The organism is Roseibacillus ishigakijimensis (assembly GCF_016595415.1).
Lineage (GTDB): Bacteria > Verrucomicrobiota > Verrucomicrobiia > Verrucomicrobiales > Akkermansiaceae > Roseibacillus > Roseibacillus ishigakijimensis.
The window spans coordinates 1-19,225 of the sequence record NZ_JAENIO010000058.1; the positions used below are offsets into that span (position 1 = coordinate 1).

A 19,225-nucleotide genomic window follows, 5' to 3' on the forward strand; every position below is an offset into this window, starting at 1 on the left:
TCTATCCCAACAACCCCTTCGCGACTCTCGACCAGACCGGAGTGGGCCAGTTGGTGGAGATCGCTATCGAGAAAGGCAAGCAGACCCGTCCCGACATCAAGCTCGGCATCTGCGGGGAGCACGGTGGTGAGCCCCAGTCGGTCAAATACTGCCACAAGGTGGGCTTGGCCTACGTCTCTTGCTCGCCCTTCCGCGTGCCCGTCGCCCGTCTCGCAGCCGCTCAGGCCGCGATTGTCGAGAGCCGTGCGTAAGCGCTAGCAGATAAACTTGTTTTCCAGCCCTGTCGTTCTTGCGAGCGGCAGGGCTTTTTCGATCCTGCCCCTGGCCCTTCGATCTTGTCCGGTGTTCCTTGCATCGGGCGCGGGCCCGGTTTACTAGTCCCGCCATGAAACCCCTTCTGCTCGCTCCGCTTTTCCTTTGCGGTCTCTCCCTGCTCTCGTGCCGCCAGGAAAAAGAAGTCACCATTAGCGAAACCCGCCCCTTGACCTCACTGGACGAGGATCCCGCCATCAATGCTTCCAGCGACGAACAGTTTTTGCCTCCCGAGGTGCTCGCCCAAGTGAAGGCGAGCGGGCAGAGCACCGGTGGGGGAACAGCCAGCGCGGAGGGAAGCGCTTGGCAATTCGAGCTCCCGGCGGAGGACTGGACCGTGGTGCCGAAAACCGCCATGCGTGAAGTCAATCTCACTTTCGGGGAAGGGGAGCAGCAGGGCGAGATCTACCTCAGCGTCAGTGGAGGAGGCATTAAGCCCAATGCCGATCGCTGGTTCCGGCAATTTGGAGCCGAACCCCAACCCATCGCGGAATTGGAGCGGGTCGAGTTTCTCGGCGAGAGCGCTTACCTGGTGAGCGCGCAAGGTCGCTACGAGCCTGGAATGGGCCGCCCCGGCGAGGATGGACAAGGCTTGCTCGGAGTATTGGTAGAGAGCGAAGGTCGGATTGTGACGGTGAAAATGATTGGTCCTGAGGAGGAGGTGACCCAGCGGCGCGAGCAATTTCTGGCATTTTTAGCCTCTCTCGCCCGTAAGTGAATGACCGGCCTGCTGGACTGCGTAAGCTCCCTCCCATTTCATCCCAGACCTATTCCTGATCCGACCCCTCAAGCTATGGAGAAATCCGAATCGACCGCCTCAGCGCGGACCTCATCCGGCGGCCGTCAACTGCTCAAAAAAGCGATCCAGTTTTTAGCCAGCATGCAACTGGCGACCTTTTTGTTGCTTGCCCTTTTTGTCCTCACTTGGTTCGCGACCTTGGAACAGACCGTCAATGGGCTCAAGCCCATGATGGACAAGTATTTCAATTGGAAAGAGCTGTTCTTTTTTCCGGAAATCGGGAAACCTTGGCAGGCCGACGGCGCCCTGGTGCCCATCAAAATCTGGTTTCCCATGCCCAGCGGCTTTTGGCTGTGCGCTCTCTTCACCCTGAACTTGACCTTGGGTGGGCTCATCCGCATGCGCAAAAGCCCCCAGAAGCTCGGCATTCTACTCACTCACTTTTCCATCGTCTTCCTCATGCTTGGTGCCGGGGTGACCAAGTTCACCGAGAAGCGGGGCGCTCTCCGCATCTACGAGGGTGAGGTGAGTGATGCCGCCCAGGATTATCATGAGGAGGTGATCGAGATTTCCGAGTTGACTGATGGCCAGGTGAGCCAGGTCCATGTGGTGGATTGGCAATTTCTCAAAGACCTGCGGGGTGGAGGGGAGCGTCTTTTCCGACTGAGCGCTTTGCCCTTCGACTTGAAAGTCAGCAATCTGCTGGAGAATGCACAAGTCAGCCCGGCGCAGTTCATCCCCCCTACTGCTGGTGAGCGGGTTCTCGACGGCTACTATTTGAAAGAGCTTTCCCGCCAAAAGGAGACCGAGGCTCATCACGCCGGGGCGGAGGTCACGGTTTTGAACAAGGAGGGGCAGGCCGAGAAAGTGCTTTTGTTAGCCTCCCGGAGCCTCAAGCCTGCCACCATCACCCTCGCGGGGAAGTCCTATCTTCTGCAGATGCGCAAAAAGCTCTGGCCTCTTCCGTTCAAGATTCAGCTCGATGACTTTCGGGTGGAACGGGACCCCGGCACCAACCGTGCGGCCGCCTACGAGAGTGATATTACCCGGCTGGAAGGGGTGGAGACGGAAGAAGTTCTCATCCAGATGAACGAGCCCATGCGCCATCGGGGCTGGACCTTTTTCCAAGCAAACTGGGGGCCGCAGGACCAGGAGAACCCCACCGAATACTACTCGGTCTTCGAGGTGGTGCGCAACCCGGCCGACCATTGGCCCCTTTATTCGCTGATTCTTTCTATGATCGGCCTCATCGGACATTTCCTCTACAAGCTCGTTCAATTTCTTCGCAAACCCCGTAAGCCCGTTACCGCATGAAAAAATCTGTTGGAAAAATCATCGTCCTCATCCTTCTGGTGGGGCTCCTCCTGAGCCTCTTCATGATGGGAGTGAAAGAATTGCGCCCGGAAAAACACCGGGTTCAAGTGCCGGGCTACGAGCCGTGGACGGAAGAGGTCCTGAAGACCGCAGCTGCTTTGCCGGTGCAGGAGGGCGGACGAATCAAGCCTCTTGAGACCCGTGCGGACTATGCCCTCTTGCAGATGCGGGGTGACCGCCGCATGACGATTGAAGACGGAGAGGGAGAAAAGATCAAAATCGGGCCCATGGCCTGGTTGCTTGATGTCTTTTTCCGCCCCGAGCTAGCTGCCCAGTTGCCGACTTTCCGCGTTGACAATGCCGATGTTCTCAAAGCCATCGGGGTGGAATTCGATGACCGGGGGAAGCGGGATCGTTATAGCTTCGCCGAATTGGAGCCGCATTTGCCCGACCTCATGCAAAAGGCTGGCGACTTGCAGCAGCTCAAGCAGCGGGGGTCGGACCTCACTCCGGTCGAGGACCAGACTCTCGATCTTGCCAGTGCGCTGCAGAACTATTTCTATCTCTCCCACTATTTCGACTTTGTGAGAGAGGGGATTCTCCTGGAAGCCGAAGCCGGAGAGGGCAAACGGGTCAATATGAGCACCGTGATGGCGACCTCGGGGCAGATCGTGGAAGCGATTCGCAATAGCCAGGCCAATGGCGGAATCCCGCCCCACATCAATGAACTTTTGCAGCAAATCGACCGCTCCATGATGAGTGCTCGGTTCAACTTCCATCCTCTCCCTCCCCATGATGCGGAGGAAGAGAAGTGGGCTTCGGTGGGGGAACTGATTGAAGCCACCTTGACGGGGCAGGCCAGCGACCCGAATGCAGCGGTCGAGGACGTGAAGCGCTTGGAAGAACTCTACGCGGCTTACCGGGAGGGACAGGACGCCTTTGCGAAAGAATTGGAGAACTTTCGCACAGTGACGATGACCCGGGCTGGTGAGGATGCGGCCAAGGCAGTGGCCCGCGAGCTTTCCTTCAACAAGCTCAATTGGAATAAGAAGGCGCTCTACACCTTCACCTTTGCCTCCCTTTTCCTTCTCGTCTATCTCTTCACGCCGACCGGGCTCGCAGGCAAGATTCTCCGCGTCGCGTTGTGGAGCTTCACCAGCCTGGGGCTTTTCTTCGTCTTGGCGGCGATTGTGCACCGCTTCCTCGTCGTCCTTCGTCCGCCGGTGACGAATCTATACGAGACCATTCCCTACATCACAGCGGGTGCGGTCATTCTTTTCCTGCTTACCGAGCTCTTCACCAAAATGCGCATTGCTCTTCTCGCCGCCCCCGTGGTGGGCTTGGCCGGGATGGTGCTGGCTACGGTCTTCGAGGTCGCGGCGGCCTCCGACTCGCTCGATCCCCTGGTCGCGGTTCTGCGCTCGAATTTCTGGCTGACCACGCACGTGCTCACGGTGACCTTGGGCTATGCCGCTGGTTTGGTCGGTGCGGTAATGGGCTTTATCTACATCTTCTACCGGGTGCTGGGATTGGATGAGGGAGAGACCACTTTCCGCCGCAGCATTACGCGGATGACTTATGGCATCGTTTGTTTCACTCTCGTGCTTTCGCTCATTGGCACAGTCCTGGGCGGCATCTGGGCCAACTATTCCTGGGGGCGCTTCTGGGGCTGGGATCCGAAGGAAAATGGGGCTCTCATGATCGTATTGTGGACCCTGTTTATCTTGCACGGGCGAGCGGCAGGGCTTCTTCGCGAATGGGGGGTCAATATCGCCTCGGCCTTTGGCGGGGTGGTGGTGACTTTTTCCTGGTTCCACGTCAATATGCTGGGAACCGGTCTCCACTCCTACGGTTTCACTGATGGCAAGTCCGCCATTTGGGTGTTCTACGGGGCTGCGGCCTTCGTGATTGTGACCGGGATGGCGTTCGCCATCTGGCAGGACCGCCAGCTCGCGGCCCGCAAGGCGGAGAAGAAAGCGGCCTTGGCCAGTAGCCGCAAGCAAGAGGCTTGAGCAGAGGGGCGGTTGGCCAGCCCGGTTGCCGGGGCTGGCAAATGCGAGGGCTCAAGCAATGAGCTCGCCTTTGCGGTAGATGCTGACCACCTCCACGCCGCGCTCTTCGATCACCTCTTTGGCCCCTTCTTCCCGATCGACCAGGATCACCACGAAGGCGACTTTGCCGCCTTCGGCTTCGATGGCGTCCATGGCTTTCAGGGTGGAGCCGCCGGTGGTGGCGGTGTCTTCGACGAGGATGATGGTGTCGCCGCTCTTGAAGTTGCCTTCCACCCGTTTTCCCGTGCCGTATTTTTTCGCTTCTTTGCGGACGGAGAACATCTGCAGGGCTTGGCCTTGGCGGGAGGACTCCATGGCAATGGCCAAGGAGATGGGGTCCGCGCCCATGGTCATGCCCCCAATGGCGACCGGCTTTTCCGGGAGAGTGGTTATTTTCTCAGCCACCGCAGCAAAGCCCACTTCGCCCACCAGAATCGCACCCCGGCAGTCCATGGTGGTGACCCGGCAATCGACGTAGAAGTCACTCTTCTTGCCGGAGGCGAGAGTGAAGTCCCCGGTGCGAATCGATTTTTCCTGCAAGATGGCTTTGAGCTCGTCACGTGCGTTCATGGAGCGAGTGAAGCTCTCCCGAGCCCGCAGAGCCACTAAAAAACGCGGACGGACGTGTCAGGGTGGCGAGGCGAGCTCTTTCCGCAAGATGTCGGCATGATCGAAGGCGAGCGGGGGGAGTTGGTCGAGGGGGTGCCAGCGGGCTTGCGCGGCATCGTCGGCGGCCACGATCTGGTGGTGCTCGCGCTCGGTGGCGGTGCGGAAGACGAGCGAGATGGTGTGGCCCCGGGGATCGCGACCGGGTTGACCGTAGAATCCGCCCGCTTGCCAGTCCAGCCCGGTCAAGCCGGTTTCCTCGCTCACTTCCCGGGCCACGGCGTCAGCTGGGTCTTCATCCTCGTCCACGAAGCCGCCCGGCAGGGCCCAGCAGCCTGGAAAGGGCGGCTTTTTGCGCGCGATGAGCAAGAGGTGGGTGGGCTGGCTTGGCGGGGCGAGCACGATGGCGTCGACGGTGACGGCCGGGCGGGGATATCGGTAGGTGTGGGGCATGGCCATTCAAGCAGGAGTGGATTCGGCGGGTGGCAGGGTGGCGGCGAGGAGGGCCGCGCGACGGGCCTCCAGGCGAGGGCTGCGATGCAGGGTCGGTCTCTGCTCCCGGTATTGCGCCCACTCGGCGAGGGCTCTTTGCCGGAGGCTGGCCAAGGGCGGCGAGGGCTGAAGAACTTTTCCCTCTTTCATTACAGGTTGGAGAAGGGCGGTCGGCAAGGACTCTTCTTCCTCCCATTCGTTGAAAAGGGTCCACCTGGCTTCGTCCTTGCGCACATTCAGACAGCCGGGATTGGATGCCTTCACCGGATCCTCGCTAAGCTTGATGGTCTCCCGCCAGCCCTTGTCGGTTTGCAGTGCTCCCAGCTTATAGACCCCGCCCAGAGCTGGTTGTTCGGCTGCGGTGATCAGGCGCGTCCCCACGCCCCAGGTGTCGATGCTCGCTCCTCTGGCCTTCAGCTCGCGAATGGTCGCTACATCCAGATCGTTGCTGGCTACGATTCTTGCAGTGGGAAAACCCGCGTCGTCAAGTAGGCTGCGGGCCGCGAGGCTGAGGGCATGCAAGTCGCCGGAATCGAGACGGATTCCCATGAAGTGGTGGCCGCGGGCCTCGAGTTCCCGGGCGACGATGATCGCTTTTTTGATGCCCGCTACGGTGTCGTAGGTGTCTACGAGAAGGGTCGTGTTGTTAGGGAGTGCGTCGGCGTAGGCGCGGAAGGAGTCCAGTTCGTCCTCAAAGCTCATGACCCAGCTGTGGGCGTGGGTGCCTTTGAGGGGAATACCGTAGCGATAGCCGGCAAGGACGTTGGAGGTGCCCGCGCAGCCGCCGAGGTAGGCCGCCCGGCTGGCACTGAGTCCGCCGTCCGGGCCTTGGGCGCGGCGCAGGCCGAATTCCAGCACGGGGTCCTTTCCGGCAGCCTCGCATACCCGGGCCGCCTGGGTGGCGATGAGGGTCTGGAAATTCACAAAATTGAGGAGCGCGGTTTCCACCAGTTGGGCTTGCAGAATGGGCCCCCGCACTTGCAGCAGCGGCTGATGGGGAAGCACCAGGCTTCCCTCCGGCGGCGCTTTGATGGTCAGGGTCCATTCCAGTTCCCGCAAATAAGACAAGTAGTCGGGGGAGAAGAGGGGCTGGTCATTGTTGCCAACGAGGCTGGCGAGATAGGCCACTTCCTTTTTCCCGAAGGCCAGCTTACGGAGAAATTCCAAAGCTGTTTCCAAGCCGGCGAAGAGAGCGGCCTGTTCGCCAAAGGGAGCTCTCCGGAAAAAGAGATGGAAAATCGCTTCTTGGCGGTGGCGGCCATGATGCCAATAAGCTTGCCCCATCGTGAGTTGGTAAAGGTCGGTGAGTAGGGGGCTGTTCATGGACAGATGTTAAAGTGTAAAAAATACACTTACAAGTGTGAAAAGAGATCAAAACTGGACAGGGGAGGGACAGCCGTGCTCGTGCAGGGGGGACTTTCAGTTGCTTCGGCTGAAGCGCTTGCGGTATTCCCGAGGGGTGTGGTTCATCATTTCCGAGAATTTGCGGGTGAAGGAGCTGTGGTCGTAGAAGCCGACTTCAAGCGCGATCTCGGTGATGGGGAGAGAGCTTTGCGAGAGGAGCTCGCAGGCCTTCAGGATGCGCAACTTCATGATGTATTGCTTGGGAGTGGTCTTGAAAGTGTCCCGGAATTGCAGTTCGAGTTGGCGCACGGACATGCCGGCCACTTGGGCCAGCTTGGCGACGGTCACTTTTTCCCGGAAATTTTCCTCCAGGTAGTCGGTGACGGGGCTCAGACGCATAAAGGGTTGCACCTCCTTGTGGGTGCCCCGCACGCTGCGGATGAGCCCACAGATTCCAGCCACTTTGCCCTCGCGGGAAAAGAGGGGATACTTGTCGGTGACATACCAGTCCAGCTCTCCCAAGTCATTGGGAAAGAGCTCCACGATGCCGGTCATGGGTTGGCCGGAATTGAGGATGCTCTGGTCGTCCTGGGCATACTTTTCCGCCAGTTCGATGGGGTGGAAGTCGAGGTCGGTGTGGCCGATGAGGTCATCTTCTTTCTCGAAGCCGCAGCGCAACACCAGAGAGCGGTTGCCGGCCATCAGCCGGAGGTCCACATCCTTGGCGAAATACATCACGTGGGGAAGGTGCTCGAAGAGTTCGCGATGGGTGCCGGGGCGCAGAGTATCGAGCCACTCCGCGACAATGCCGCTCTTAGTCATGTCGAGGAAAATACAAATTTCTTTCGGAGCACGACAAGATTTTTTCTGCCCAGTGCACTATTGTTCCGCTCCCAAAGTTGGTGAATCCGTCTTGACGCGAGTGAGTTGTTGCTTGTCGAAAGAAAATTTCGGGCCCGGGCCGGATGGCTGCCAATCAGAAACCCATATAAAAATGAAGTATCAAATCTTACCCACTCTCATGTTGTTTTCGGCAATTCCGGCCATGGGACAATCCCCCAATGTCTGGGATTTCGGAGGCGGCGACCAGAATTGGAACAATCCTGACAACTGGGGTGATCCCGAGAATTCGGGAGCAGACCATGTGCCAAGCAACAATGCTGATGGGGGGCATCCCGGCGATGAGGATGCTTACATCAACACGACGGCCGCCGGGCAATACCCCATTCTCTCTACGACTCCAGAGGTCAATCCCCGGGATATCCGCTTGGGTGACGGGGAGGGGGCGACCTCGGGTCGGCTGGATTTCGCGGGTGAGGCTTCGCTCACGATTCCCGGCTGGCTCTACGTGGGTCAAAATGCTCCCAGTGAATTTCACTTTTCGACCTCGGGCACTTTTCAATGCAGCCGTTTGCCGATTTTCAACAGCAGTAACCCATCGACCATTTCAGCCGGGGAGCTGACCGTGAATGGCGAGGTGTGGCTCGGACAGGGGGGAGGGAACAATGCCACGCTCAATATGAGTGGCGGAACCTTGACCTCGACAAACTGGCTGGCCATCGGTCGGGGAAGTTCGACTGGGGTGCTCAATCTGTCCGGTGGGACCATCCGGGGCGCCACCAACAACGGGCAAACCGTGGTTGGCTCGGTTGGGGGGAATGGCACGGTGAACCAAACGGGGGGCTCTTTCCTCGCTCCTGGAAAGATTCTCTATATTGCGGAAAATGGTGCCACGGTGGGCCACTACAATCAGGAGGCAGGTCTGGTGGAAGTGGGTGAACTGCGCCTCGCCAATGCCGATACTTCCCAAGGAACGTTCAATCTCTCGGGGGGGACCCTGACTGCGACCAATGGGGTCTTTCTCGGTGCGAACGGGGGCACTTCTGCCACCCTGACCGTTACGGGAGGTCTCCTCCAAACCACCGGCATCTCCGGCGGACCGGGAGCGAGTGCAATCACTTTTGATGGGGCGGAGATTCAGGCCGTTGGCGATAGCGAGACTTTCTTTACCAATTTCAACTTCGATCCTTTGGATACCTCGCAACCCCTGGACACCACCGTCATCGCGTCTGGCGGGCTGACGGTTGATACCAATGGCTTTACACTCGCGGGCACCTCTCCTTTGTCCGGTGAGGGAGGCTTGACCAAAGAAGGGGCGGGCCGTCTGGTGGTGGCTTCCGACAGCAGTTTCACGGGGGGGATTCAGGTCAACGAAGGTGAGTTCGCCTTTTCGGCGGTCTTGGATACTTTTGTGGAAAATCTTTACGCAGGAGCGGTGACGGTGGCCGAAGGAGCGGCCTTGGGAGTGGTCACTCCCTTTCCTGATGACCAGGCCTATGCCGACTCGGTGACTTTCGCTGGCAATGGCGCCTTCAATGTCGCCTTGGGGGAGGTTGCTTCTGATAATCCAACCGAGCCGCCCCTTGCCGTCACCAGTGCTCTGGAAGTCAATGGCGTGATCACCGTAAATGTCTCCGCAGAAGGTCTTACCGTAGGGAGCATTCCTCTGATTGATGCTGGCAGCCGCTCGGGAACGGGAACCTTTGTGCTGGGTGACTTGCCACTGGGAGTGGATGCTGTCCTCGTCGATACGGGAACAAGTCTTTCCCTGAACGTCACCAACGCCAATCTGCCGGTGTGGGACGGCACCACTAGCTCGGCTTGGGATTTGACCACGGAGAACTGGGTCGACGAAGCCACGAGAGACGGGGTCGTTTTCCAGAATACCGACCCGGTGACATTTGATGACAGCGCAATGGGGGTGAGTCCTGCGACCGTCACTTTGGATCAAGCTGTTCTTCCGCTACAGGTCCTTTTCGAAAATAATTCCGCCAACTACGATTTGAGTGGGAGCGGGAGCATCGGTGGTGATGGCTCCTTCACCAAGCGGGGTGCGGGAGCCCTCTCCATCAGTGGATTGGCCAATACCTATACCGGGGTGACGCGCTTGGAAGGCGGCGTGACCACGGTGGATTTGCTGGCTGACGGCGGCCAACCCAGTTCGCTGGGAGCGGCGGGGGCGGAGGCGGGCAATCTCGTTCTTGCGGGTGGCACCTTGCAATACACCGGGGCCGCAGTCGGCATCGACCGGGGCCTGACCATCGCTGCTGGTGGCAGTGGACTGGCGACCGCCAATGACCTGACTCTTTCGGCAGAAGTGGTCGCCACTGGCGGAGGACTTGCCAAGTCGGGTGCAGGAAACCTGATCCTGACCAATCCCACCAACGCATTGGGTAATTTCCGTCTCGATGAAGGTTCTCTCGTGGTCGACGGAACCACCCTCAATACCGGAGATTTCTTTCTCGGTGACGGCGTGGACATCACGCTGCCAGCCGATACCGTGGTCAATGCGGGCAATGTCAATATTGGCGATGCCGACGGAACAGCGGCTAACCTGACCGTCAGCGGGAATGGCCAGCTTCTCACCCCCAATCGCATCATGACGGGCTTGCCTGCGGGAGCGGTGGGCAATGTAACCATTAGCGACAGTGGCCGGGTGGAAGGCGGTGCCTGGCTCTCCGTCGGTCAGAATGGTGGGGGCACCCTGACGGTGGAAGACAGCGGCTCATTGAGCATCACCGGGGACTTCAACATCACAGACCTGGGAGGCTCTTCCGGCACGATGATTGTGCGGGATGAAGCTACCGTCAGTGGGGGAACGACCTTCTGGGGTAAGGGAGCCAATACCACGGCCACCATTGAGATCAGTGGGGGCACCGTGACTACGAATGGGGACCTCTCCATTGCACTCAACGGCACTTCCTCGGCCGACGTGACCTTCTCCGGTGGCACCATTGAGGCCGGTAACAGCACCTGGATGGCAAGCGATGGTCAGCTGACCTGGAACCAAACCGGGGGCACGTTCAACAGCAATCTCGGCTATCTGCTTCTGACCCGCGGAGCTTCCGGCGGAGCGACCGTCAACATTTCGGAGGGCGCGATCAACCAATTCGATGAAGCCCGGGAATTCCTCATTGCGGAAGCAGGCACCGGGACACTCAACGTCTCCGGCACCGCTGCCATCACCACCAAGGGGGTCAACGGTCTCACCATCGCGGGCAAACAAAACGCCGTCGGGGTCGTCAATCTTAACGGTGGAATCATCACCACCGATATTGTGCGCGAGGGCACGAATCCGGAGGGGGAAAATGGTCCCCGCTCGTCTACTTTTGTCTTCAATGGCGGAGTTCTGAAAGCGGATGAGGACGCTAATCCCGAGTTCATGTCCACCATCGATACCGCGACGATTGAGGCTGGTGGCGGCACCATCGACACCAGTGGTCAGGCCTTGACGGTTGCGCAGATCTTTGGGGGAAGCGGTAACTTGTCGGTCGTTGGTGGAGGAACACTCTTCCTCGATGGAGCCAATACTTTTACCGGCACCACGACGGCATCGGGAGCAACGGTAGGCGGGAGTGGGTCGCTGGCAGGGGGGCTGACGGTCGAGGCTGGTGCGCATCTGGCCCCAGGCCATGCGACGGGCACTTTCACAGTCGGCACGACCGTGCTGAGTGGGGATTACGACTATGAGATCGATGGTCTGGCCGGAGACTCTCTAGTGGTTAATGGGGACCTGACTCTCGGCGGAGATTTGAACATTTCCGAGCTGAACGCCGCTGCGGCGGAAGTCTATGTAGTCGCCAGCTACACGGGGTCCTTGACCGGCACCTTCGCCAACGTCAATGGGCTGCCTTCGGGCTATACCCTTGAGTATGATTACGAAGGGTCCAAGCAGGTGGCTTTGGTCAATCCTGCCGCGACCACTCCTTTCCAGACTTGGGTGGGCGAGTTTTACCCTGGTGAAACGGATAGCGATATCGTGGGCCAGGATGCTGACCCGGATGGTGACGGGCAGAGCAATTTGCTCGAGTTCGCATTTGGGGGCATCCCCAACGATGCCTCCCAGACCGCGCGGGCTTACCATCTCCTTGCGGACAGTGATGCCGATGCCACAACGGATGCTGAATTGTTGCTCACCGTTGCGGTTCGGGCGGGCACGCCCGCTTTTGCGGGGACTCCGGCTCCGGCCGCCACTGCCGACGGGTTCACTTATCTGGTGGAGGGAAGTCTCGACTTGCAGGACTTCACCGCGGCAGTCACTCCAGTGGCTCCGGTGGTGACGGATTTGCCTCCTGCTCCCGCTGGTTATGAGTATCGCAGCTTCAGCCTGAATGCTTCGGAAGGCCTGCCCTCCCGAGGATTCCTGCGAGTGAAGGTGACACCCTGAGGAATTTCTCGGAGAGTTTTTGTCAAAGGCCCCGCTTCCGGACGTCCGGGAGCGGGGCTTTTTTTTGGCCGACTTCCGATTTTTTCTGGTCAAATGAGGCCGTTCATTCTGTCGGGGAAAAGGCGCGCTGGGGCTGACTGGTATCTCGATCGAGAACTTCCCATTGGTATCAGGAAAAGTCGTGGGCGTCGATATCGACCACGAGGGTGACATCCTCCGGGATGGGCAGTTTGGCCAAGGTGCGGTGGATGTGGCGGGTCAGGACGCGGGGATTGCGATGGCGCAGGAGGAGCTGGAAGCGGTGGAGGTCGTGGGCCCGGGTGATGGGGTTGGGATTGGGTAGGCCGATTTCCAGTCCGGCTGGAGGCTCCTCCGAGAGGCGGCGGTGGATGGTCTCGAGGGTGAACTCGGCGCGCTTCTCGTGCCGACTGCGCGTCGAGAGCAGGGCCAGGTGGGTGAAGGGTGGGAAGTGGTATTTTTCGCGGAATTCCAGCTCCTGCTCCACAAAGCCCTCGAAGTCGTGGTGGCGGGCATACTGGATGGAAGGGCTGTGGGGGACAAAGGTCTGGATGAAGACCTCACCCTCCATCTCGCCCCGTCCGGCCCGGCCTGCGACCTGGGTGAGGAGGGAGAAGGTGCGCTCGCCGGCCCGGAAGTCGGGGGCGTTGAGCGAGAGATCGGCATTGAGCACGCCCACGAGGGTGACATTGGGGAAGTCGAGCCCTTTGGCGATCATCTGGGTGCCGAGGAGAATATCGATTTTGCGGGCCTTGAAGTCGCCGAGGGTGCGCTTGAGGACGTGTTTCTTGCGCACGGTGTCGCCATCGAGGCGGGCGAGGCGGGCTTGGGGGAAGACCTTGCGGAGGACTTCCTCCACCTTCTCGGTGCCGTAGCCCTGCAAGCGGATGGCGGGGTCCTGGCACTTGGGGCAGGTGCGGGGCACGATGGATTGGTAGCCGCAGAGGTGGCAGATGAGTCTTTCTTCCGCCCGGTGATAGGTGGTGGGGATGGAGCAGTGGGCGCACTCGCAGGTGTGCCCGCAGGTGGGGCAGGTCAGCGAGCGGGCGAAACCGCGGCGGTTGAGAAAGAGGATGATCTGGTCGCCAGCGGTGAGCTTTTGCTCCATGGCGTGCCGCAGTCGTTGGGAGAGAATGGGGGGCCCTCCCTTCTTGGGCTCGTTGCGCATGTCGACGATGCGGATGAGGGGGAGGGACTGCCCGTCGGCCCGCCGGGTGAGGGGGACGAGGTGGTATTTTTCCTTGTTACGGGAATTGTGGTAGCTCTCCACCGAGGGGGTGGCCGACCCCAGCACGATGGTCGCCTCTTCCAGATGGGCCCGCACCACCGCCAGGTCGCGGCCGTGGTATTTGGGGGGATTTTCCTGCTTGTAAGTGGTTTCGTGTTCCTCGTCCACGAGGATGAGCCCCAGATCGGGCAAAGGGGCAAAGAGGGCGGAGCGGGCCCCGATGACGACGCGGGCCTCGCCCTTGCGGATGCGGTGCCACTCGTCAAAGCGTTCTCCCTGGGTGAGGGTGGAGTGGAGGACGGCGACGAGGCCGGGCTCGTCACTGAAGCGGGACTTGAAGCGCTGCACCGTCTGCGGGGTGAGGGAAATCTCGGGGAGGAGGACGATGACTGATTTTCCCTCCGCGAGGGCGGCCCGGGTGGCTTGCAGGTAGACTTCGGTTTTGCCAGAGCCGGTGATGCCGTGCAGGAGCAGGGGCTTGCGGGTCTTCTCGTTGCGGATATTGTCCACGATGGACTCGTAGGCGGCCGCTTGCTCGCTGTTGAGGGTTTTTTCGGGGTCGGGGAGGAAGGTCTCCTCCGCATCGGGGTCGCGCTGCACCGCGATTTCCCGCAGGGTGACAAGGCCTTTGTCGGCGAGGGCCTTGACGGGGCCAGCCGCTCCTTCGCCGAGTTGGCTCAGGGGCAGGCCTTCCTCCCCGGCGGCTTGCAGGAGGGCGAGGATGGAGTGCTGGCGGGGAGCTCGTCTGGCCAGCTTGGCCAATTCTTCGGCGTCGATTTCCGGCCGGGCCAGGGCTTGTTTGATCGTTTTTTGCGAATGCTTCTCCTGGCGCACGGCTTCGGGCAGGAGGGAGCGCATGATGTGCTCCAGCGGGGTGCCGTAGTAGTCGGCCATCCAGTCGGCGAGCTTGAGCAGGTTGGGCGTGATGAGGGGCTCGAGATCGATGAGGGAATCGAGCGGGCGGAGGGCAAAGCCCAGGTCGGCGGGCTGGTGCACCCGCAGCACGGTGCCGCTGGCCGGGCGATTGCGCAGGGGAACGCGCACGCGATGGCCCGCCACTACGGTGAGCCCTTCCGGGATCGCGTAGTCGAAGACGAGCTCGGAGGGGCCATCGATGAGAACTTGGGCGGCGGGCATGGGGCGGGGCGAGGCTGAAAAGTCTCTCGCGAAAGAAAAGCGCAATCGTGTCCACCTGGCGGGAAAGATTTTCCGGAAGGGCGAATTTTTCACCGGGGAGTTCTTGTCTTTTCGTGACTTATCTGCTTTTTGGCTCATCAGAAAGGGAAAGAAAGATGGAATTCGAGATCCAAGAGATGAGGTATCAGGATGCCGCTGGGGTTGTCTTTCAAGCGGTGGACAGGCGGTCGGGAAAAATGGTGGCTCTCCGCCGTTTTTTTCTCCCGGAGGTTCTCGTGGCCCGGCTGCGCCAAGAGAATGAGGAGGGCCAAAGCCTTTACGAACGCGAGCTGGCGGCCCTCCGGGAGCAGTCCATTCCCCATCTTCGCCGGGTTCTCGACGGTGGTTTCGATGACCTTGATGAGACCCCGTATTTCGTCACCGAGTGGCTGGCGGGTGAGAGCTTGGCGCAGGCCAGGCAAGACGGGACTCTGCAAGCGGGGGACAGGCGTGCCTTTGAGGCTCAGTGTGGCGCGCTCTTGCGTTCCCTCCCCCCGGAGAGCCAGGCCGCTCTCGCGCTCAGTGAGGAAGAGATCATTCTCAGTCGGGATGAAGCGGGCGAATTGTCCGCTTCGTTCACCCTCTCTCCGGAGCGCTACTTCACCGCCAGGGCCGGGGGAGAGGTCAGCGAGGTGAAGGTCGCGGCCGAAATGGCCAAGCTGGCGGATTGCTTTCCCTCGGCTCTGATGAGTTCCGGGACTCTACAGAGTCGCCCGGTGGCCAGCCAGGCGGTTCCCCTGAAAAGTGCGCAGACCGGGAGCGGGAAAGGGGTGTTCTGGGCGTCCGTCATTGCCTTTCCCCTCGTCCTGCTGGGTCTCGGTCTCTTTGTCTTTTTTTCCCAATCCCGCACGGATGACAGTGCTGGAGAGCTCGTCTCTGCTGAAAAGTCCCCTGCGGAAAAAGCCGGGCCGCTTGTTGGCGAAGAGGAGGAACCTCCGGCTGAGTCTGTGCCGGAGGAAGCGGTTGAGGAGGAAGAGGCTGCTCTTGCCCAGGACGAGTCGGGCCGGGAGGAAGAGGACGTCCTCGTGGCACGAGGGCAGGCAGTCGCCAGTGAGCCTTCGGGGGTCGCTTCCCCGGAGGAAGCGGCCAGCGAGCTGCCCGGGGCGGAGCCTGAGCAAGAGTTCGTAGCGACTCCCGCAATTGCCCAAGAGGAGGATGAGCCGGAGCCGCACGAGACGCCCGGGCCGGAGGGGGCAGTCGATTCGGCCCCGATTTACTCTCCTCTGGAGGCCGACCTCCTGCGTGATCTCGATGGGCAGGAAGTGACCATTGTGGGCACCCCCACGCGGAGCGCGCAGAGTGGCGGCAAAGGCACCTTGTGGTATCTCGACTTTGAAGATGATCAGGAGAACGCCTTTCTCACTTTCCGGCATCTGGAGGCGACCGAAGAGGTTGCGCGCGAGCAGTGGGATGCCCTAGTGGGACAGGAGATACGGGCTCGCGTGACGGTGCAAGCGGCCAAGCAGAGTTTCTCCCGGGGTAGTGGGGTCTATCTTTACCTCAACGAGTATTCCGACCTTTCTCTCGTGCCGGTCACCCCGGTTTATTCTCTTCAAGAGGTCGGGCAACTCTCTGCTTTGCAGGGAGAAGAAGTGCTTTTTCGCGGGACTTTCGATGGTTTTGTTGTTCACGAGGAGCACGTCTACCTCATGTTCGCGGAAGGCCCCGGAGTGAGTGCCCGCTTTGTGAAAGGAGGTCCTCTTTCCACCCGCAGCTTCAAGGAAAAAGGAGATTCCCTGCAAGGGCAGCAAGTGCAGGTGCGCGGCCGGGTCGTCCCCGGGCCCACGGCCAAAATTTCCCTTGTTCTCGAGATCGACGAGGAAGGGGACCTGGCAAAAATCGAGTAAGTGGATTTTCAGAAAATTTTCACAAAAATATCCGGTTTCGACGCTCTTTGCAAAAACTTATGATGAAAAGACCTTTGTTGCTAATCTTGCTTGGAGTTCTTGTCCTTGTCGTCGCGAGTGTGATCACTACCCGGCGAAATAGCGAGACAGAGGAGAGAATGGCTCCAGCAGAATCATCCCGCTCGGCAGTCCCTGAACCGTCGAAAGCTAGGGAGTCCGAGGATGAATCGGCGCTGGCGAGTAAAACGAATCGAGCTTTGGTCTCAGCTCAGGAGGAGAATGTTACTGGTTCTCAAAATTATATCACCCATCTGGGCGACGTCTTGGGTAATCAGAATCGAAACAAGGCTGATCGATTGATCGAAAAGTTGGTGAACGATTTGGGACTCTCCGCCGAACAAAAAGCAGCGTTGGAAGAATATTTCGATGAAAAGGTGGAGCTTGCCGGTGAACTGATGAATCGAAACTCTGGGGTCGAACTTTCTCAGGCGTTTGAAGCTCTGCGAATTTTGGGAGGAAAAGGCTTGGCTGATGGGTTGCAGGAGATTCTGAGTGAGGAGCAAATGGATGAGTGGCGTCAACTTGACGCTGAACGGGAGCGACGTATCGCGGATTCCGACGCTCTTCGTCAAATGGCAGACTTGGGCGAACAAATTTCGGTCCGCTCCGATCAGCGTGAAGCCCTGTATGAGCACTTCTATCAAAATGCTCTTGAGGCCGAACAAAATTCCTCCCCTGCAAAGGGTTTTGGGATGGCAATGAGTCAGTTTACCGAAGGAATGGGAATTGAAATGAGTTTTGATCACTCCGCCGATAAGGTGGCATCGGATCCAGACGTGATTGCCGACTTTACCAATGAAGAAGGGGAAGTTGACTACGCTGGTTTATTGAAGAAGCAGCGAGAGGAAAGTATCGAACGAAAAATTAAGGAACTCAGTCCCTTTCTCGACGAGAAACAACTACAAGACTATCGCTCGCATCTGGAGTCCCAAGGGACGATCTTCGAGGGATTGCTCAATCAAGGACCACACTCTTCGAGTACGGTAGTGATTCCCGGTGAGTGAGGGAATTTCGCTTTGCCTGCGGACGCTTTTCGCCCAGATTGCTTTTCTCCTCAAGGTCATGAAAGGTGCTCTTTTTCTTTTTTCGTTCTCCTCGCTTCTTTGGGCCCAGGCGGAGCCACTGTCCTTACTCGATAAGGACCTCTCGCAGTGGGAAATCTTCATGGGAGTGCCTCATGAGTCCATCCAGCTGGAAGGCTATCAGCATGAGCCTCATACCAATCACATGACGGGGCGGCCGCTCGGGCTCGGTCAGGATCCGCTGCAGGTCTTCCAGATGATCGAAGAGGAAGGCGAGCCCGTCTTGCTGGTCAGTGGCCAAATTTATGCCGGGCTCACGAGCAAGAAGGAATTTTCCAACTATCATCTGACCCTGGATTTCAAATGGGGGGAGAAGAAATGGGAGCCACGTTTGCAAGCGAAGAGAGACAGCGGGCTGCTTTTCCACTGCGTCGGCAATCATGGTGCTTTCTGGAAGGTCTGGATGCGTTCGCTGGAATTCCAGATTCAGGAGGGCGACTGCGGCGACTTCATTCCCTTGGCCGGGGCGGAAGCCAGTGTGCCGGTGGGCCCGCAGGGGTTTCAGGGTAAAAATCAGCCCGTTTACACGCCCGAGGGTGAGCTGCGGCATGGCATGGGCTACCTCTTGCACGGTCCCAGCGAAGAAAAGCCTCACGGGGAGTGGAACACGCTGGAGCTTTATACTGTAGGGGAAAGAGCGCTCTTCGTGGTCAATGGCGTCCCCAATATGATGCTTTTTGACACTCGGCAGAAGGGTCCCGGGGGAGAGGGCGAGGTGCCCTTGACTGCGGGCAAGATCCAGCTCCAGTCCGAGGCCGCCGAAATCTATTTCCGTCGCCTTGAGCTGACTCCGATTGAGGAATTTCCGGAGGAGTATGAGGCCGTCGTGACCCGTCCGGCAGGGGAGTCGAGGCCTTGGTGAGGGGCTTCAGAGCCCTTGGGCCAGGGGGCGAAGGAGGTAGCCGATGGCGTAGGCCAGGCCGGAGGCGAGGGCCCCCACGGCGAGGGTTTCCAACAAGCCGTAGAGGGTGCGTTGACCTACGATGCGGGCCTTCAGGGCACCGATGATGGCAAAGGAGCAGGCGGTGAGAAGGCAGGCGGGCAGGAAGGGGTTGCCCAGGCTTCCCGGGCGGGTGAAATCGACAAAGTAAGCGAGCAGGGGAATAATGCCGATGATGAGGAAGGCCAGGAAGGTGGCCAGCGCGGCTTTCCAAGCATTCGGGCGGCTGGGGGAGATGCCGTGCTCTTCGTGGAGCATGGTCTCCAGCCAACGGTCATGGTCGGAGGTGATGACGGTGACGATTTTTTCCAGCGTTTCGCCGTGGAATCCCTTGGCGGCGAAAATCTGGCGGATTTCTTCCTTCTCTCCCTCTGGGTGGTGCTCGATTTCGTGCTCCTCCTCGCGGCGGGCGCGGTCGGCGGCCTGATTCTCGGCCCGGGTGCCGAGAAAGTTTCCGGCGGCCATGGAGAATCCGTCGGCGAGGACATTAGCCGCGCCCATGATGATAACGATGCCCGAGGGGAGCCCCGCCCCGGCCACCGAGGAGACGATGGCAAAGGTGGTCACCGCGCCGTCGATGGCTCCGTAGATGGAGTCCTTGAGGAAATCCTGTCCCGCTCCTTGCTCGATGCGGGCCTGGATGGCTTCGGGCGTGTGCTCGGCGGCATGATCGGCGTGGTGGGACATGGGAAAAAGCTCCCTCAATCGCCGGTGATGACAAGGGGAAAGTCGGGACAGAGCAGGCTGCGGGCTGCTTGATCGGGGGCGGTGGCCAGGTAGAAGGCCATC

At 59.6% G+C, this 19,225-nt stretch carries 14 protein-coding genes; 8 read left to right on the forward strand and 6 right to left on the reverse strand.

Annotated features, from left to right (window positions below):
- The 4 genes from JIN78_RS15665 to JIN78_RS15680 all read left to right on the forward strand — a co-directional run.
- On the forward strand, positions 1 to 251 hold a 251-nt coding region (locus JIN78_RS15665; protein ID WP_200392941.1), incomplete at its 5' end, for a putative PEP-binding protein.
- 134 nt (positions 252 to 385) lie between these two features.
- Positions 386 to 1,030 carry a hypothetical protein gene (locus tag JIN78_RS15670; protein WP_200392942.1) on the forward strand — a complete coding sequence of 215 codons (645 nt, stop codon included), beginning with the start codon at positions 386 to 388 and terminating at the stop codon, positions 1,028 to 1,030.
- 75 nt (positions 1,031 to 1,105) lie between these two features.
- Positions 1,106 to 2,365 carry a cytochrome c biogenesis ResB family protein gene (locus tag JIN78_RS15675; protein ID WP_200392943.1) on the forward strand — a complete coding sequence of 420 codons (1,260 nt, stop codon included), beginning with the start codon at positions 1,106 to 1,108 and terminating at the stop codon, positions 2,363 to 2,365.
- Positions 2,362 to 4,377, forward strand: a complete 2,016-nt coding sequence (locus tag JIN78_RS15680) for a cytochrome c biogenesis protein (RefSeq protein ID WP_200392944.1) — start codon at positions 2,362 to 2,364, stop codon at positions 4,375 to 4,377. Before JIN78_RS15675 ends, JIN78_RS15680 begins: the two co-directional genes overlap by 4 nt.
- A gap of 51 nt (positions 4,378 to 4,428) precedes the next feature.
- Here JIN78_RS15680 and pyrE read toward each other — a convergent pair whose 3' ends face one another.
- The 4 genes from pyrE to JIN78_RS15700 all read right to left on the reverse strand — a co-directional run bounded on the left by pyrE (position 4,429) and on the right by JIN78_RS15700 (position 7,680).
- Entirely contained in the window at positions 4,429 to 4,986 is a 558-nt protein-coding gene (gene pyrE / locus JIN78_RS15685; protein WP_200392945.1) for an orotate phosphoribosyltransferase, read from the reverse strand.
- 57 nt (positions 4,987 to 5,043) lie between these two features.
- Entirely contained in the window at positions 5,044 to 5,475 is a 432-nt protein-coding gene (locus JIN78_RS15690; RefSeq protein WP_200392946.1) for an NUDIX domain-containing protein, read from the reverse strand.
- 6 nt (positions 5,476 to 5,481) lie between these two features.
- Entirely contained in the window at positions 5,482 to 6,837 is a 1,356-nt protein-coding gene (locus tag JIN78_RS15695) for a nicotinate phosphoribosyltransferase (protein ID WP_200392947.1), read from the reverse strand.
- 96 nt (positions 6,838 to 6,933) lie between these two features.
- Positions 6,934 to 7,680: an AraC family transcriptional regulator gene (locus JIN78_RS15700; protein WP_200392948.1), complete on the reverse strand. Its 747-nt coding sequence runs from the start codon at positions 7,678 to 7,680 to the stop codon at positions 6,934 to 6,936.
- Between the two features lie 172 nt (positions 7,681 to 7,852).
- On the opposite strand from JIN78_RS15700, the gene JIN78_RS15705 reads away from it, so the two are divergent.
- On the forward strand, positions 7,853 to 12,085 hold the full coding sequence (locus tag JIN78_RS15705) for a beta strand repeat-containing protein (RefSeq protein WP_200392949.1): 4,233 nt from the start codon (positions 7,853 to 7,855) through the stop codon (positions 12,083 to 12,085).
- Between the two features lie 169 nt (positions 12,086 to 12,254).
- Here JIN78_RS15705 and priA read toward each other — a convergent pair whose 3' ends face one another.
- Positions 12,255 to 14,468: a replication restart helicase PriA gene (priA, locus tag JIN78_RS15710; protein ID WP_200392950.1), complete on the reverse strand. Its 2,214-nt coding sequence runs from the start codon at positions 14,466 to 14,468 to the stop codon at positions 12,255 to 12,257.
- A 155-nt stretch (positions 14,469 to 14,623) separates the two neighbouring features.
- Here priA and JIN78_RS15715 point away from each other — a divergent pair, with 155 nt between their 5' ends.
- From JIN78_RS15715 to JIN78_RS15725, 3 genes are all read left to right on the forward strand, one after another.
- Positions 14,624 to 16,354: a protein kinase family protein gene (locus JIN78_RS15715; protein WP_200392951.1), complete on the forward strand. Its 1,731-nt coding sequence runs from the start codon at positions 14,624 to 14,626 to the stop codon at positions 16,352 to 16,354.
- A 62-nt stretch (positions 16,355 to 16,416) separates the two neighbouring features.
- Positions 16,417 to 17,418 (forward strand): hypothetical protein, encoded by a 1,002-nt coding sequence (locus JIN78_RS15720; RefSeq protein WP_200392952.1) that lies wholly within the window; start codon positions 16,417 to 16,419, stop codon positions 17,416 to 17,418.
- Between the two features lie 58 nt (positions 17,419 to 17,476).
- A complete protein-coding gene (locus JIN78_RS15725; RefSeq protein WP_200392953.1) occupies positions 17,477 to 18,358 on the forward strand; it encodes a 3-keto-disaccharide hydrolase in 882 nt (293 codons plus the stop codon).
- Between the two features lie 6 nt (positions 18,359 to 18,364).
- Here the strand turns inward: JIN78_RS15725 and JIN78_RS15730 are convergent, their stop codons facing one another.
- Complete coding sequence (locus JIN78_RS15730; protein ID WP_200392954.1) at positions 18,365 to 19,123, reverse strand: VIT1/CCC1 transporter family protein; 759 nt, start codon at positions 19,121 to 19,123, stop codon at positions 18,365 to 18,367.
- Positions 19,124 to 19,225: the final 102 nt, after the last annotated feature.